The organism is Pseudomonas umsongensis (genome assembly GCF_002236105.1).
In the GTDB taxonomy this organism is placed as follows: Bacteria; Pseudomonadota; Gammaproteobacteria; order Pseudomonadales; family Pseudomonadaceae; genus Aquipseudomonas; species Aquipseudomonas umsongensis.
This window is the reverse complement of sequence record NZ_NIWU01000005.1, coordinates 440,303-456,846: the sequence shown is the minus strand read 5'-3', so window position 1 is coordinate 456,846 and position 16,544 is coordinate 440,303. Positions and strand designations below refer to the sequence as shown.

At 58.2% G+C, this 16,544-nt stretch carries 15 protein-coding genes; 10 read left to right on the top strand and 5 right to left on the bottom strand.

Annotated elements, in window-relative coordinates:
• Positions 1–371: 371 nt before the first annotated feature.
• From PSUM_RS24360 to PSUM_RS24345, 4 genes are all read left to right on the top strand, one after another.
• Positions 372–1,976 carry a tetratricopeptide repeat-containing response regulator gene (locus tag PSUM_RS24360; RefSeq protein WP_083349667.1) on the top strand — a complete coding sequence of 535 codons (1,605 nt, stop codon included), beginning with the start codon at positions 372–374 and terminating at the stop codon, positions 1,974–1,976.
• Positions 1,973–2,665 carry a sensor histidine kinase gene (locus PSUM_RS24355; protein ID WP_020801348.1) on the top strand — a complete coding sequence of 231 codons (693 nt, stop codon included), beginning with the start codon at positions 1,973–1,975 and terminating at the stop codon, positions 2,663–2,665. Before PSUM_RS24360 ends, PSUM_RS24355 begins: the two co-directional genes overlap by 4 nt.
• 209 nt (positions 2,666–2,874) lie before the next feature.
• Positions 2,875–4,116 (top strand): glutamine synthetase family protein, encoded by a 1,242-nt coding sequence (locus PSUM_RS24350; protein ID WP_168759224.1) that lies wholly within the window; start codon positions 2,875–2,877, stop codon positions 4,114–4,116.
• A gap of 60 nt (positions 4,117–4,176) precedes the next feature.
• A complete protein-coding gene (locus PSUM_RS24345; RefSeq protein ID WP_020801350.1) occupies positions 4,177–5,541 on the top strand; it encodes an MFS transporter in 1,365 nt (454 codons plus the stop codon).
• Positions 5,542–5,604: 63 nt separating this feature from the next.
• Here the strand turns inward: PSUM_RS24345 and PSUM_RS24340 are convergent, their stop codons facing one another.
• The 4 genes from PSUM_RS24340 to flgA form a co-directional block, all read right to left on the bottom strand.
• Complete coding sequence (locus PSUM_RS24340; RefSeq protein ID WP_033040709.1) at positions 5,605–6,351, bottom strand: flagellar brake protein; 747 nt, start codon at positions 6,349–6,351, stop codon at positions 5,605–5,607.
• 91 nt (positions 6,352–6,442) lie between these two features.
• Positions 6,443–6,910 carry a flagella synthesis protein FlgN gene (locus PSUM_RS24335; protein ID WP_020801352.1) on the bottom strand — a complete coding sequence of 156 codons (468 nt, stop codon included), beginning with the start codon at positions 6,908–6,910 and terminating at the stop codon, positions 6,443–6,445.
• Positions 6,911–6,958: 48 nt separating this feature from the next.
• Positions 6,959–7,285: a flagellar biosynthesis anti-sigma factor FlgM gene (flgM, locus tag PSUM_RS24330; protein ID WP_020801353.1), complete on the bottom strand. Its 327-nt coding sequence runs from the start codon at positions 7,283–7,285 to the stop codon at positions 6,959–6,961.
• Positions 7,286–7,451: 166 nt separating this feature from the next.
• Complete coding sequence (flgA, locus tag PSUM_RS24325; protein ID WP_020801354.1) at positions 7,452–8,213, bottom strand: flagellar basal body P-ring formation chaperone FlgA; 762 nt, start codon at positions 8,211–8,213, stop codon at positions 7,452–7,454.
• Between the two features lie 81 nt (positions 8,214–8,294).
• On the opposite strand from flgA, the gene PSUM_RS24320 reads away from it, so the two are divergent.
• The 6 genes from PSUM_RS24320 (at position 8,295) to flgE (ending at position 13,427) form a co-directional block, all read left to right on the top strand.
• On the top strand, positions 8,295–9,227 hold the full coding sequence (locus PSUM_RS24320; protein ID WP_020801355.1) for a chemotaxis protein CheV: 933 nt from the start codon (positions 8,295–8,297) through the stop codon (positions 9,225–9,227).
• A 46-nt stretch (positions 9,228–9,273) separates the two neighbouring features.
• Positions 9,274–10,101, top strand: coding sequence for a protein-glutamate O-methyltransferase CheR (gene cheR / locus PSUM_RS24315; protein ID WP_033040711.1), 828 nt, complete (start codon positions 9,274–9,276; stop codon positions 10,099–10,101).
• 351 nt (positions 10,102–10,452) lie between these two features.
• Positions 10,453–10,860 carry a flagellar basal body rod protein FlgB gene (flgB, locus tag PSUM_RS24310; RefSeq protein ID WP_020800602.1) on the top strand — a complete coding sequence of 136 codons (408 nt, stop codon included), beginning with the start codon at positions 10,453–10,455 and terminating at the stop codon, positions 10,858–10,860.
• A 3-nt stretch (positions 10,861–10,863) separates the two neighbouring features.
• The gene (gene flgC, locus PSUM_RS24305; RefSeq protein WP_020800603.1) at positions 10,864–11,307 is read left to right on the top strand and encodes a flagellar basal body rod protein FlgC; all 444 of its coding nucleotides are present in this window, start codon (positions 10,864–10,866) and stop codon (positions 11,305–11,307) included.
• Between the two features lie 15 nt (positions 11,308–11,322).
• Positions 11,323–12,045: a flagellar hook assembly protein FlgD gene (gene flgD / locus PSUM_RS24300; RefSeq protein ID WP_020800604.1), complete on the top strand. Its 723-nt coding sequence runs from the start codon at positions 11,323–11,325 to the stop codon at positions 12,043–12,045.
• A gap of 32 nt (positions 12,046–12,077) precedes the next feature.
• The gene (flgE, locus tag PSUM_RS24295) at positions 12,078–13,427 is read left to right on the top strand and encodes a flagellar hook protein FlgE (protein WP_083349666.1); all 1,350 of its coding nucleotides are present in this window, start codon (positions 12,078–12,080) and stop codon (positions 13,425–13,427) included.
• A gap of 219 nt (positions 13,428–13,646) precedes the next feature.
• On the opposite strand, the gene PSUM_RS24290 is transcribed toward flgE, so the two are convergent.
• The gene (locus PSUM_RS24290; protein WP_083349665.1) at positions 13,647–16,541 is read right to left on the bottom strand and encodes a ribonucleoside-diphosphate reductase subunit alpha; all 2,895 of its coding nucleotides are present in this window, start codon (positions 16,539–16,541) and stop codon (positions 13,647–13,649) included.
• Positions 16,542–16,544: the final 3 nt, after the last annotated feature.

Below are 16,544 nucleotides of genomic sequence, written 5' to 3'. Positions count from 1 at the left end.
CTTTGTGCCCGATTTTCCCCCTGTAGGAGCGAGCATGCTCGCGAAGAACCGGAGAGCGCCACGGAATATCAGGCCCCAGCCTTATCGTTAACGCCCACCGTCGAAACGCCGCCCGGAGCATGCTCGCTCCTACAATGAAACCGCTCAATTCCACTCCCCTCGCTTCAAGAGAATGCTACTGCCGGCCGATAACCTTTAGGTCGCAGCGAGCTTTACATCTCACAGCTTCAACAGTCATCAGGTTTCGAGAAAAACCCCTTGATGACTAATGGCTAACCGCTATCATCTGCGCGCCGTAAAGGGCAGTGAAGCTGATCTTGTTCGTGCATTCGCCTCTCGGTTCTTCTTCTTAAATTGCCTGGAAATCTTCGATGCTGTCGTATCACCAAAAGAGTTTTCTGATCGTCGACGATTTTTCGGATTTCCGCAGTTCGGTAAGGTCGATGCTGCGGGAGTTGGGTGTCAAGGATGTGGACACGGCCGACACTGGCGAACAGGCGCTGAAGATGTGTTCGCAGAAATCCTACGATTTCATCCTCCAGGATTTCCACTTGGGCGATGGCAAGAAGAACGGTCAGCAGGTGCTCGAAGACCTGATGATCGACAAGCTGATCAGTCATGAAAGTGTATTCGTGATGGTCACCGCTGAAACCAGCCAGGCCATGGTGCTCAGCGCCCTGGAGCACGAGCCTGATGCTTACCTGACCAAACCCTTCAACCGATCCGGTCTGGCTCAACGCCTGGAGCGACTGGTACAGCGCAAGACGTTGCTCAAGCCGATATTGCAGGCCCTCGACCGTGGAAAGCCGGTGGAAGTGCTCAATGCCTGCATAGCCTTGTGCAAACAGGACATCCGCTATTCGCCGTTGTGCTTGCGCTACCGCGCTGATGCTCTGCGTGACCTCAATCAGAACGAGGTACTGGAGCGTCTCTACGACGGCATCATCGCCGATCGACCCTTGCCATGGGCATTTGCCGGACTAGGCAAGTTGTTGTTCAAGCGGGGCCAGGTCACCCAGGCAAAAGCTGTCTACGAAAAAGCGCTGAAAGTGTTTCCGATGATGCCGGCGCTCTACGATGGCATGGCAGAGGTGCTGATTGCCGAAGGCGATACCAAGGCCGCTCAACGCGTTCTTGAAGAGGCGATTCGCTTGTCGCCACTGGCGGTGCGCAGACAAGCGCAATTGGGAAAATTGGCAATGACCAATGAAGATTTTGACACGGCGTCCAAAGCTTACCGCCAGGCTGTTGCCCAAGGTGCCCAGTCACGCTTCAAGGATGCGGAAAGCAACCTCGGACTGGCTCATGCCTTGATCAGCAAGGGCAGTGAAAAAGGCCTTGATACCCGCACTCGTCTGGAAATCAACACGACCCTGAGTGCGGTGGCAAGGGAGAACCCGTCCGATCCCGGTCTGCAAATCAGGGCGCGGTTGATGAAGGCGACCAGTCTGCTGCTAAACGACGCTGAAACGGCGGAAAAGCTGACTGAGCAAGCCATCATGCGGCTCGATGGCATGGAGCAGTTCATGAGTGCCGAAGCGGCGCTGTTGGTAGCCAAGCAATTACAGATGCTGGGTCAGGTCAATGCGGGCGCTTCGATGTTGAAAAACTGCGCAGAGATTTACGGCGACGATCCTGCGGTCATGAAGGGCATCGCCAAGTTGACTGATGATCCGAGCATCCTCAACTCCGGCAACGTTGCAGCCGATCTCAATCGGCAGGGCGTGCGCGTGTACAAGACTGGTGACTTGGTGCAGGCCCGAGGAATTTTCCGCAAAGCCCTGGCGCTGCAGCCCAAGAACATCAGCATCGCGTTGAACCTCGCACAGGCGTTGCTGCATGGCACCGATACCAATGTCCCCTCAGAGGAACTGGAGGAATGCCGGGCCTGCCTGAAAATGGTCGGCTTGATGCCGGACACCGACTCGCGTTTTGCGCGTTATACGAAGCTCAAGAACAAGGCATTTGGCGAATGAACGAACACCAACAGGCACTGGATTTCTCGACGGTGATTGCGTCCACCGTACACGACATGAAGAACTCGCTGGCCACGCTGATGCAGGCCCACAGCCAATGCCTGGCGAGCTTGCCGGCGTCTGCCCGCCACACTCCTTCGCTGGGTGTGATCGAGTTCGAGTTCGCGCACCTCAATGGCATGCTGGTGCAGTTGCTGGGCCTGTACAAACTGGGCGTCAACCAGATGCCCCTGCAACCGGCCTACCACGAACTGGACGACTTCATCGAAGCGCAATTGGCGTGTCATCAAGACGTGTTCGCCAGCCGCGGTATTGCCGCCACGTTTGAAGTCGATCCCTTGAGTCCGTTGGGTTTCTTTGATCGAGAGCTGATCGCTTCGGTACTGGCCAATAGCATCAACAACGCGATCCGTTATGCCCGTCACGCAGTGTTGATCAGTGCCAGCGACGAAGCCGGGCAGTTGGTCTTGACCATCAACGACGATGGTGAAGGTTATCCTGCGCAAATGATCGAGCATCAGGCCGAGTATGTGCAGGGCATCAACCACAGCACCGGCAGCACCGGCCTGGGACTGTACTTCGCCGGTCGGATTGCGGCACTGCATCAACGTAACGGCGTAGGCGGGCGCACGGAAATCAGCAATGGCGGTCCTTTGGGTGGGGGCGTCTTCAGGCTCTATCTTCCTTGAACCCTCGGGGCCTACATATTTGAGAATCCTGCTTGATATTCTGAACACGCGGAGCCTATTTTGTACGAGTTGCCGCTCGCGGCTCGTATAAAAACAAGGATTGCGTCATGACAACCGATGGCCTGGGTTCACTCGCGCAGCGATTGACGGGCATTGATGAGATCGAATGCGTTACACCGGATTTGAATGGCGTGCCCCGAGGCAAGGTGATGACTGCCGAGGGCTTCCTCGAAGGACGTCGTTTGCAGATGGCACGGGGAGTGATGCTGCAATGCATCATGGGCGGATATCCGCCGGCACGCTTTTACGGTTGCGATGACGGCGACCTCGCGCTCGTCCCTGATCCGGCGCAGATCCACCGCTTGCCCTGGAGCCAGCAACCTCGGGCATTGGCCATCTGTGATGCGGATGAATTGTCGGGCGAAAGCTCCAGTCTGTCGACCCGCGGCCAGCTCAAGGCGGTCATCGCGCGTTACGCGGCGGTGGGCCTTGCACCGGTGGTGGCGACTGAACTTGAGTTTTTTGTCTTCGCTCCCAATACCGATTCGACCCAGCCCTTCCTGCCGCCGACTGGCTTGGACGGTCGACGCGAGGAAGGTCACTCGGCGTTCAGTGTCAGCTCCAACAACGGCCTGCGGCCGTTCTTCCGCGAGGTCTATGAGTGCATGGCTGCGCTGGGCTTGCCGCGCGATACCTTCATGCACGAGATGGGCATCAGTCAGTTCGAAATCAACTTGCTGCACGGCGATCCTTTGCTGCTGGCAGACCAGACATTCCTGTTCAAGCATTTACTCAAGGAAGTCGCGCTCAAGCACGGCCTGATCGTGGTTTGCATGGCCAAGCCATTGGCGCACACGCCAGGCAGTTCGATGCACATTCACCAGAGCATCATAGAGATCGGTACGGGGCGCAATGTCTTCAGTGACGAAGCCGGTCAACCGACTGCTGCCTTTCGCCATTTCATAGGGGGGCAGCAAGCCGGCATGGCGGATTTTACCGCGCTGTTTGCACCCAACGTGAATTCGTATCAGCGCTTGTGCCATCCCTTTGCATCACCGAATAATGCCTGCTGGTCCCATGACAATCGGTCGGCTGGATTGCGCATCCCCGCCAGCTCGCCGGTCGCTCGTCGGGTCGAGAACCGATTGCCGGGAGCTGACGCTAACCCATACCTGGCGATCGCAGCGAGCCTGGCCTGCGGGTTGTATGGCATTGAGCATCGACTGGAGCCCGACGAACCGGTTCAGGGTGAGTTCCAGGTACCGGATAAACTTTCATTGCCCTGTACCTTGCATGCAGCGCTTGAGCGTCTGAAACGTAGCCATTTGGCAATTGAACTGTTCGGCAAGGAATTCATCGAAGGCTACGTCGCTTCGAAGACCATGGAATTGACCAGTTTCCTTGATGAAATTACTCCCTGGGAACGGCGTGTCCTGGCCGCCCAGGCCTGATGAAATGTCGACACCGGGCTATCGTTTAATAGCCCGTCACCCACTGCAAGGAGTCGCTCGTTGCGCCTAATCTGGAAGTCCTTTCGAGCGCTTTATTTCGCGTCGCTGATGATGTTGATCGGCTCGGGCCTGCTGAGTACTTACCTGGCTTTGCGCCTGGCTGCCGATCATGTCGATAGCCTGTGGGTCGGTGCGTTGATGGCTGCCAACTATTTCGGCCTGGTGCTGGGCGGCAAGATCGGCCATCGGTTGATAGCCCGGGTCGGGCATATTCGAGCCTATTCGGCCTGCGCCGGGATAGTCGGCGCGGCGGTGCTGGGCCATGGCCTGGTGGACTGGTTGCCTGCCTGGTTGTTCCTGCGGGTGATCGTCGGTCTCGGCATGATGTGCCAGTACATGGTCATCGAGAGCTGGCTCAATGAGCAGGCCGATGCCAAGCAGCGCGGCCTGGTGTTCAGCGGATACATGATCGCCTCCTACCTGGGGTTGGTGCTGGGTCAGTTGATTCTGGTCATGCACCCGGGGCTGGGGTTGGAACTGCTGATGCTGGTAGCCCTATGTTTCACGCTTTGCCTGGTGCCGGTGGCCCTGACCCGACGGATTCACCCGGCGCCTTTGCATCCCGCACCGATGGAGCCGCGGTTCTTTATCAAGCGGGTGCCACAGTCATTGAGTACCGTCCTGGGCGCAGGCCTGATTGTCGGCTCGTTCTACGGTCTGGCACCGCTGTACGCCTCCCAGCAAGGGCTGTCCACGGAGCAGGTCGGCCTGTTCATGGGTAGCTGCATTTTTGCCGGGTTGCTGGTGCAGTGGCCGTTGGGATGGTTGTCCGATCGCTATGATCGGGCGCTGTTGATTCGCTGTTTTGCGTTTAGCCTGGCGTTGGCTGCCTTGCCGTTGGCGATCATGGAGCGGGTGCCGCTGGAGGTCCTGTTCGTTGCCGGTTTCCTCTGCTCGTTGGTCCAGTTTTGCCTGTATCCGTTGGCAGTGGCCTTCTCCAATGACCATGTCGAGGGCGATCGACGGGTTTCGTTGACGGCGATGTTGTTGGTGACCTATGGCGTTGGCGCCAGCATCGGTCCATTGGTGGCGGGCGTGCTGATGAAGTTGTTCGGCAGCCAGATGCTCTATGCGTTCTTCAGTTTCTTCGCGTTGGTGCTGGTGTGGCGAATTCGTCCGAAAGCGGTGACCAATTTGCATCAGGTGGACGACGCACCGCTGCATCACGTCGCCATGCCAGACAGTATGTCGAGTTCACCACTTGTGGCGGCGCTGGATCCAAGGGTGGACGAGCAGGTGGTGCAGGATCAGATGCAGAATCCACTTCCCTCCGATCCGAGTCCGGAACCGGAACCGGAAACCGATCCTCCCCCGCAAGAACCGGATTCTGGCAGGGAGCAGAGTTTTACCGAGGCCAGGCCCTGACATTCAGGCAAAAAAACGGGCAGTCACCGCAAGGGGCTGCCCGTTTTTGCTTGAAGCGTTGCCTCAGAAGTCGTCTTTGTCGAAGCGCCGCGCTTCGCGTTGCAGCTGGTAGACGAACCGCTCGACCTGACGTTGCACCAGTCCGCTCATGTTGTGGAAACGAACGCCAGCGAAAGTGGTGGAGATCTTTTCTTCAAAGTGCAGGTAGCGCAGTTCAACCGGTGCCGTCATTTTGCCGAAAGGCAGATCGGCGTTGAAACGGTCGTAAACCTGACCCAGTTGCAGGCTGCCGGTGATATCGCCTTCAAAGCGCAACTTGCAGCCAGTGGCGGAGATGTCCAGCAGCTTGCCGCTGATCGATGCCTTGAGTTTTTCACCGTCCAGATTGACGTTGACCAGTTGGGCCAATTTCAAGGCAGCGCGGAATGCATTGCGGCGCTGGTGGTAGACGACTTCATCGGGCAGGGTGCCACGGTAGCAACGGCTGCCGTTGGATTCGTCGATGGTCAGCGGGCCATTGCTTTCCCACGCGATGCGCACGCCTTCATGAAAACCTTCGACTTTGAAGGGTTCGCCGGCCAGCAGGAAACGTTCGCCATCGCGGGGAATCATTTCGTCCAGGGCAATCATGTTGCGCTCACGATCGAGGTCCACCAGATAGCTCTGGAAGCGCTGGCTGCGCTCGTGGAACGTGATGATCAGCGGGTCATGGCTGTCTAGCAGCTGGCGCAAATTGCCGGAGATCTCCAGGGGCGTTCTGAGCACCTTGGGAGGCTGCGGAGCATCTTCCGCGTTTAAGGCATTGGACACGGTTAATCAATCTCCAGACAAATGTTGACTACGGCAAGCGGCATTTTGCCATCATGTTTCGCGTCTTGATAGAGCGTGCTTATAGACAGGCTCAAGCCTGACTGAGCGGGCGCGGTTTCACTAACCGGGAGAATGATCCGCTGGCGTCATAGAGCGCGGGCTGGTCACCGCCGTTAAGGATTCTCAGCTGGGTGGCCGTGGCAGCCTGCTGTACAAGGATCGACTGTCCATTGTCGGCGTTGGCGGCGTGGCATTGAGCCAACAGGTCGGTCAGCGCATCACTTTGCACCAGCAGTTCTTGACCAATGCTCGATTGACTGGCCAGTTGCTCCAGACCGCTGCGGTTGGCTGGCAAGTTGAGGCTGGCGAGAATCTCACTGCGTCTGCGGCCATGCTGATCGAGTTCGATGACCAATGCCTGCTTGTGCGCCAGAATTTCTTCCAGCAACCGCATGTCGCGGCCGTGCAGGGCGAGGGATTCGGTTTGCAGTAATTCCAGCAAGCGTTGCGCTGGAGCAAGGTCGTCGGTGATCAGTTGCAGTAAATTAGTGTCGTGCATGGCTGGCCTTGGGGTTTAAGCGTCCAAAAGCCTGGCGCGGGCCTAGGCCTAGCGCTGGGCTTCGAAGTTGAGCAGTTTGCTGGCTACACGGTTGCTGTCGACTTTATAGCTGCCATCGGCGATAGCTGCTTTCAACTCAGCCACGCGGGATTTGTCGACGACAGGCTGATCACGCAGCGTATCGGAGATCTTTTGCAACTGTTGCGCCTCATTGCTCAGATGTACCGACTCCCCGCTTTTGACGGTACTGGCCTGTTCGGCCGCGGAGGTAGGCTCGGCAGGTTTGCCGGATTCGGCGGTTTCCCTGGCGGCGCTGGTACGTGTACTGCCCGTGACTGACGGGGAGCTGTTCAATCGGCTGAAATCGATAACCATGTTAAAAACCTCTGGGAATTTGGACGCTTGCCATGTTTTCGGCCATTCCCTGAAAAACTTTAGGCTCATTGATCAAATGAGCTTGCGCGCGCCAGCGCTTGCCGTGCCTGGCACACAGTTTAGGGAACCGCCGAGGCCGGCGCCACATCTTCACCCACAGTAAATCCTACATGGACACTTCCACCTGGCCTGGTGCGATCACCTGTGCCTTGATGACCCGTTTGGAATTGAGATTCTTGACTCGAATCTGTTCGCTCAGGCCGCCACTGGCCAATGCCTCGCCGGGCATTCGCACGCTGAGCGTACCACTGCGGGCGGTAATCACTACCTGGTCGCCCTTGCGTATCACTTCCGCTTGTTCGATGTGCACCAGGCTGATGACCTGATCGTTGACCATTGGTCGGGTAAGTCGCTGCCCGACAGCCTGGTCCACGGCAGTCAGGTACCCCTGGTTAAGCAGGCTGATATCGCGCTCACGCAGCATGACGTCCTGCGGCTCGATAATACCGGCGCGGCGCAGTGGCCGGGTGGTCGTGACGACCTCGCGAAACAGGCGTACTTGAGCGGGCACGAAGACTGTCCAGGGGGATGTTCCCTCACAGCGAACCTTGACCGTTACGCGGCCCAAGGGCTTGGCCGGACTCTCCAGCGTGGCTGTCAATTCCTTGTCGCACATCGGCATGCGCAGACGCGGATCGAGCGGGTTTACCTGGATTTCATAGCGACCCTGGGTTTGACTGGTCGCCAGATAGTCCTCTACGGTGAATTCAAGAAAGCCCTGGGTGACGCCGATAAGCATGTCAGGCAAGGTAACCGCGTCAGCAAGGGCAGGGCTGCCAGCGTTGAACAGGCAAACAGCCGACAACACCCCCAGCCATTGGCGGCAGCGGGTGGTCAGGCGTCGGAATAATGTCGGTTCTGAGTTCATGACATGTAAAAAGCAAGCGCCGTGCCGTTTAGTGAAGAAGGCGCGTCGCAACAACACTTAGCGTTGGCGTAGGAGTCAGGCATGGCTGGTGTAATGGATTCGGTGAACCAGCGCACGCAACTGGTGGGGCAAAATCGCCTTGAGTTGCTGTTGTTCCGTCTCGACGGCCAGCAGCTGTATGGGATCAACGTGTTCAAGGTGCGGGAGGTGCTGCAATGCCCCAAACTGACGCTGATGCCCAAGTCCAGTCCTGTCGTGTGTGGCGTGGCAAATATTCGGGGGGCGACCATTCCGATCCTTGATCTGGCGATGGCGACCGGTTCCGGTGGCTTGAAGGACAAGAACAACCCCTTCGTGATCATCACGGAGTACAACACCAAGACCCAGGGATTCCTGGTTCGCTCGGTGGAACGCATCGTCAACATGAACTGGGAGGAGATTCATCCACCACCCAAGGGCACCGGACGTGATCACTACCTGACGGCGGTGACCCGGGTCGACAACCAGTTGGTGGAAATCATCGACGTCGAAAAGGTACTGGCGGAAGTGGCGCCGACCCCGGAAGCGATCTCCGCTGGCGTGGTGGATGTCGAGACCCAGCACAAGGCGCTCTCCTTGCGCGTGCTGACGGTCGATGATTCGTCAGTGGCGCGCAAACAGGTCACCCGGTGCCTGCAAACGGTCGGTGTTGAAGTGGTGGCGTTGAACGACGGTCGCCAAGCGCTGGATTACCTGCGCAAACTGGTCGACGAGGGCAAGAGGCCAGAGGAGGAGTTCCTGATGATGATTTCCGACATCGAGATGCCGGAAATGGACGGATACACCCTCACGGCGGAGATCCGCAACGACCCTCGCATGCAAAAGCTTCATATCATCCTGCATACTTCGTTGTCGGGTGTATTCAATCAGGCGATGGTCAGGAAGGTCGGTGCCGATGACTTCCTGGCCAAGTTCCGTCCTGATGACCTGGCATCCCGGGTAGTCGACCGGATCAAGGCAGCAGACATCAGCTAGGGGCGTTCGGCCCCCGGCAGTCAACACGATTTTAGAGGCGGCAGCATTGTCTACGGGTAATTTGGATTTCGAACAGTTCCGGGTGTTCCTGGAAAAAGCCTGTGGCATTTTGCTCGGTGAAAACAAGCAATATCTAGTCTCCAGCCGTCTCAACAAACTGATGGAGCAGCAAGGCATCAAGTCCCTGGGTGAGCTGGTCCAGCGCATTCAGACCCAGCCGCGCAGCGGGTTGCGCGAGATGGTGGTGGATGCAATGACGACCAACGAAACCCTGTGGTTTCGTGATACCTATCCGTTTGAAGTCTTGAAAAACAAGGTGCTGCCCGAAGCGATCAAGGCCAGCCCCGGCCAGCGTCTGCGGATCTGGTCGGCGGCCTGCTCGTCGGGTCAGGAACCGTATTCGCTGTCGATGTCCATCGATGAGTTCGAGCGGTTCAATGCCGGGCAGTTGAGAATGGGCGTACAGATCGTTGCCACCGACCTGTCGGGCACCATGCTGAACAACTGCAAGACCGGCGAGTACGACAGCCTGGCCATCGGTCGCGGCTTGTCTCCCGAGCGGCTGCAGCGTTATTTCGACCCCAAGGGGCCGGGGCGCTGGGCCATCAAGGCGCCGATCAAGAGCAGGGTCGAGTTTCGCTCGTTCAACCTGCTGGACAGCTACGCCGGCCTTGGCAAGTTCGACATCGTGTTCTGTCGCAATGTGCTGATCTACTTCTCCGCCGAAGTGAAGAAGGACATCCTTTTGCGCATTCACAGCACGTTGAAGCCGGGAGGTTATCTGTTCCTCGGTGCTTCCGAAGCGCTGAACGGATTGCCGGACCATTACCAGATGGTCCAATGCAGCCCGGGGATTATTTACCAGGCGAAGTGATGCAAGCGCGACAGGCATAAAAAATGGGAGCCCACAGGGCTCCTTTTTTATGCCTGTCGCGCTTGCATCACGTAGGAGCTGCCGAAGGCTCGGGCCGCGTTCGGACGATCTTTTGGACTTGATCTTAAAAAACAAAATCAAAAAATCGCAGCCTGCGGCAGCTCCTACAGGGTATGTGTTGTCCACGGGAAGCGGCAGAAAAGCGGCATCCAGCGGAAACCGGTTGCCGCTTTTCTGTCGTTGCCGCATGGGTCGTTGCCCGCAAAGCCCCGGTTTATGGGGTTTTCTAAATTGGCATGACGCTTGCTTTGACCATCTCACGAAAAACAGGTCAGCCGAAGGTTTCCCGCCATGAGCATCAGCTTCGATAAAGCGCTCGGTATTCACGAAAAGGCATTGGGCTTCCGCGCTCAGCGTGCCGAAGTCCTGGCCAACAACATTGCCAACGCCGACACCCCCAACTACAAGGCTCGGGACCTGGAGTTCTCGAAAGTGCTCGAGGCGCAGAACGACAAGGCCAAGAATGGCACCTTCGCCTTGAACATGACCAACAGCCGTCACATCGAGGCCCAGGGCCTGGGCAATGGCGACGAGTCGCTGATGTACCGCACGCCGATGCAACCGTCGATCGACCAGAACACCGTGGACGCCCAGCTGGAACAGTCGAACTACGCAGAAAACTCGGTCAACTTCCAGGCCAGCTTCACCCTGCTCAACAGCAAATTCAAAGGGCTGGTGTCAGCCCTGCGCGGAGAATAAGTCATGTCTCTCTCCAGTGTTTTCAACATTGCCGGTAGCGGCATGAGTGCCCAGACCACGCGCTTGAACACCGTGGCTTCGAACATCGCCAACGCCGAGACCGTCTCGTCGAGCATCGACCAGACCTACCGTGCGCGTCACCCGGTGTTCGCCACCATGTTCCAGGGCGCTCAAGGTGCTGGCAGCGATTCTCTGTTCCAGAACCAGGACGCAGCCGGGCAAGGCGTGCAGGTACTGGGCGTGGTCGAGGACCAGAGCAACCTTGAGGCACGCTACGAGCCGAACCATCCGGCCGCCGATGCCAAGGGCTATGTCTACTACCCGAACGTCAACGTGGTGGAAGAAATGGCTGACATGATTTCCGCGAGCCGTTCGTTCCAGACCAACGCCGAAATGATGAACACCGCCAAAACCATGATGCAGAAGGTCCTGACCCTCGGTCAGTGATAAGGGGCGACTCAGATGAGTGTTACCGATACCACCAGTGGTCTGAGCCTCAACGACATCCTGGCCAACTCGTCGATCAAGACCAATACCAATTCCGACAGCCTCACATCGGCGGCCAGCAGTGCCACGGGCAAGAAGGCCCTGGGCAAGGATGCGTTCCTGCAATTACTGGTGACCCAGCTGAAAAACCAGAACCCGCTGGAGCCTCAGGGCAACGGCGAGTTCGTGGCACAGCTGGCGCAGTTCAGCAGCCTGGAAGGCATCACCACGCTCAACGATACCGTGTCCGGCATCGCTGGCAACTACAACTCGTCCCAGGCATTGCAGGCTTCGGCACTGGTCGGGCGTTCCGTCATCGCACCGGGCGACAAGGCCGTGGTCGACACCACGAAGGGCATGACCGGTTCCGTCGTCATTCCACAGTCGGTGGCTGAAGTGTCGGTGAAAATCACCGACAAGGATGGCAAGACCATCCGTACCATCACCCTGGATGATCAGAAAGCCGGCACTGGCAGCTTCACCTGGGATGGTAAGGACGATGCCGGCAAGGTCGTTGATTCGGGTACTTATACCTTTGTGGCGAACACCACCATCGATGACAAGGCCGTGGCACTGGTCACCAATCTGCCGGCAACGGTCAACAGCGTGACCATCAGCCAGACCGGCGGTGAGTTGATGCTCAACCTGGCCGGGCTCGGCAGTGTCGCCCTGTCCAAAGTGCAAACCATTGGTATATAGAGCCGACTTACGCGGCACAAAAGGAGTGGAATATGTCTTTCAACGTCGGCCTTAGCGGTCTATATGCCGCCAGTAAGCAATTGGACGTCACCGGTAACAACATCGCCAACGTTGCAACCACCGGCTTCAAGTCGTCGCGCGCAGAATTCGAAGACGTGTACTCGGCGACCAAACTGGGTACGGGCAGCAAGGTCGTCGGCAGCGGCGTGCGTCTGGCCAACGTTTCCCAGCAATTCACCCAGGGCGATATCAGCGCCACCGGTAATGTGCTGGACATGGGCATCAATGGCTCAGGCTTCTTCGTACTGAACAACAGCGGCTCGTTGTCCTATACCCGCGCGGGCACGTTCAAGGTCGACAAGGAAGGCTACGTCACCAACAGCGATGGCACCTCGCGCCTGCAGGGCTATGGTGTTGATAACAATGGCAAGATTGTCAACGGCGTATTGACCGACCTGCGCATCGACACCTCCAACCTGGCGCCAAAATCCACCACCACGGTGTCGTCGACGATCAACCTGAACTCGACGTCTCCCGTGATCGATCAGGCAGTGGCAACCAACAAGTTCGATCCTAGCAAATCGGAAACCTTTACCAAGCAGTTCAGTACGCCGGTTTTCGATACTCAGGGCAACCAGCACACCATGGATCAATACATGGTCAAGACCGGGCCGAACACCTGGGACACCTACACCCTGATCGATGATCGCAATCCGGACGGCAGCGACCCGACTGATGCTGCGACACCGCCAATCGCTTCGACCATGACCTTCGACACTTCGGGCAAGCTGGTGTCGGTCAGTACGCCGGTTCCACCCACCGTGCCTCCAACCGTTCCAGCGCCTGCGCCGGTGATCAGTAATGAGCTGAAAATCACCAATTGGACCCCGGGCAAAGTCAAGGATGGTGTCTGGACGGCCAATGGTGCAGCCGCCGATCCGGCTGGCCTGACGATTGCCATGGGTAGCACGACTCAGTTCAACGCCGATACCGCGCGCTCTATTCCCGTGCAGAACGGTTATGCCACGGGTCAGATCACCAACCTGACCATCGACGGCAGCGGCGTGCTGTTGGCCAACTTCAGTAACTATCAGACCAAGCCGATTGGCCAACTGGCGCTGGCCAGCTTCACCAACGAACAAGGCCTGCAGGCAGTCGGCGGTACCAGCTGGAAAGAAACCTACGCGTCGGGTATCCCGGGCTACGACGCGCCGGAAACCGGCTCGCTGGGTACGATCCGCTCCAACTCCCTGGAAGAGTCCAACGTCAACGTGACCAATGAGCTGGTCGATTTGATCAAGGCGCAGAGCAATTACCAGGCGAACGCCAAGACCATCTCTACCCAGAGCACCATCATGCAGACCATCATTCAAATGGCCTGATGTGGAATAGCTCAAAGCGCTGCACAAGGAGCCCCTCGCAAGAGGGGCTTTTTTGTAGATCAAAAGATCGCAGCCTCGCTTCGCTCGTCAGCTCCTACAGGGATCGCATTTTCAATGTAGGAGCTGACGAGCGAAGCGAGGCTGCGATCTTTTACGTGGGCAAAAGAAAACCCCCGACAAACCAGGGGCCTGTCGGGGGTTTGGTGTTACCGGCTCAGCTTATTGGCAAGCTTCGCAATCCGGCTCGTCAATCGCGCAAGCCTTTGGCACTGGAGCAGGTCCGGCAGGTGCTGCCAGGACCGAGTCGTCACCGTGGTTGCCACCGCTGGAAACAGCGTTGAGCTTGCCGGTGTTGATGGTCGACTTCTCGGTGCTGGTCGCGGCCAGGGCACGGAGGTAGTAGGTGGTTTTCAGACCACGGTACCAGGCCATGCGGTAGGTCACGTCCAGCTTCTTGCCCGAAGCGCCAGCGATGTACAGGTTCAGCGATTGAGCCTGGTCGATCCACTTCTGACGACGGCTGGCCGCATCGACGATCCACTTGGTGTCCACTTCGAACGCGGTTGCATAGAGCTCCTTGAGTTCTTGCGGGATGCGCTCGATCTGCTGCACCGAACCGTCGTAGTACTTCAGGTCGTTGATCATGACCGAGTCCCACAAGCCGCGAGCCTTCAGGTCGCGAACCAGGTACGGGTTGATCACGGTGAACTCGCCCGACAGGTTCGACTTCACATACAGGTTCTGGTAGGTCGGTTCGATCGACTGCGAAACGCCAGTGATGTTGGCGATGGTCGCGGTCGGTGCGATGGCCATGATGTTCGAGTTACGGATGCCTTTCTGAACACGGGCGCGAACCGGTGCCCAATCCAGGGTTTCGTTCAGGTCGACATCGATGTACTTCTGGCCGCGCTGCTCGATCAGAATCTGTTGCGAATCCAGTGGCAGGATGCCCTTGGACCACAGCGAACCCTGGAACGTCTCGTAGGCGCCACGCTCGTCAGCCAGGTCGCAGGAAGCCTGGATCGCGTAGTAGCTGACCGCTTCCATCGACTTGTCGGCGAACTCGACGGCAGCGTCGGAACCGTAAGGGATGTGCTGCAGGTACAGCGCGTCCTGGAAGCCCATGATGCCCAGGCCGACCGGACGGTGCTTGAAGTTGGAGTTCTTCGCTTGCGGCACCGAGTAGTAGTTGATGTCGATCACGTTGTCGAGCATGCGAACGGCGGTGTTCACGGTGCGTTGCAGCTTGGCGGTGTCCAGCTTGCCGCCCACGATGTGGTTCGGCAGGTTGATCGAGCCCAGGTTGCAAACGGCGATCTCGTCCTTGTTGGTGTTCAAGGTGATCTCGGTGCACAGGTTCGAGCTGTGGACCACGCCGACGTGCTGCTGCGGGCTGCGCAGGTTGCACGGGTCCTTGAAGGTCAGCCATGGGTGGCCGGTTTCAAACAGCATGGACAGCATCTTGCGCCACAGGTCTTTGGCCTGGATGGTCTTGAACAGCTTGACCTTGCCTGGGTACTCGGTCAGGGCTTCGTAGTACTCGTAGCGCTCTTCGAAGGCCTTGCCGGTCAGGTCGTGCAGGTCCGGCACTTCGGACGGCGAGAACAGGGTCCACTTGCCGTCATCAAAGACGCGCTTCATGAACAGGTCAGGGATCCAGTTGGCGGTGTTCATGTCGTGGGTACGACGACGATCATCACCGGTGTTCTTGCGCAGCTCGATGAACTCTTCAATGTCCATGTGCCAGGTTTCCAGGTAGGCACAGACAGCGCCTTTGCGCTTGCCACCCTGGTTCACGGCGACGGCGGTGTCGTTCACTACTTTCAAGAACGGCACCACGCCCTGGGACTTGCCGTTGGTGCCCTTGATGTACGAACCCAGCGCACGAACCGGGGTCCAGTCGTTGCCCAGGCCGCCAGCGAATTTCGACAGCATGGCGTTGTCGTGGATCGCGTGGTAGATGCCCGAAAGGTCATCCGGCACGGTAGTCAGGTAGCAGCTGGACAGCTGTGGACGCAGGGTACCGGCGTTGAACAGGGTCGGAGTCGACGACATGTAGTCGAAGGACGACAACAGGTTGTAGAACTCGATCGCACGGTCTTCTTTCTGTTTCTCTTCGATCGCCAGGCCCATGGCCACGCGCATGAAGAAGATCTGCGGCAGTTCGAAACGCACGCCATCCTTGTGGATGAAGTAACGGTCGTACAGGGTTTGCAGGCCCAGGTAGGTGAACTGCTGGTCGCGTTCGTGGTTGATCGCCTTGCCGAGTTTTTCCAGGTCGAAGTCGGCCAGGACCGGGTTCAGCAATTCGAATTCGATACCTTTGGCAATGTAGGCAGGCAGGGCCTTGGCATAAAGGTCGACCATCTCGTGGTGGGTCGCGCTTTCGGCAACACCGAGGAAGCCCAGGCCTTCGGCACGCAGGGTGTCCATCAGCAGGCGCGCGGTCACGAACGAGTAGTTCGGCTCACGCTCGACCAGGGTACGGGCGGTCATCACCAGGGCGGTGTTGACGTCGGTCAGGGCCACGCCGTCGTACAGGTTTTTCAGGGTTTCACGCTGGATCAGGTCGCCGTCGACTTCTTCCAGGCCTTCGCACGCTTCGGTAACGATGGTGTTCAGGCGGCCCATGTCCAGCGGCGCCAGGCTACCGTCTGCGCGGGTGATGCGGATCGACGGGTGAGCGTTGACCGCTTCTTCGGCAGGAGCGTGGGCGGCGCGTTCCTTGGAACGCGCGTCACGGTAGATCACGTAGTCGCGAGCGACTTTTTGCTCGCCGGCACGCATCAGGGCCAGTTCGACCTGGTCCTGGATTTCTTCGATGTGGATGGTGCCGCCCGATGGCATGCGACGCTTGAAGGTGGCAGTGACCTGTTCGGTCAGGCGCGCCACGGTATCGTGGATGCGCGACGAAGCGGCAGCGGTGCCACCCTCAACTGCGAGAAACGCTTTGGTGATGGCGACGGTGATCTTGTCATCGGTATAAGGAACGACAGTGCCGTTACGCTTGATCACACGCAGCTGGCCCGGCGCGGTGGCGGACAGATCCGAATTCGAATCAGCGGCCTGCGGCAAGGTGCCCTGCGGTTTCTCGCGAGTTGTGTCGGTTTGCATCGG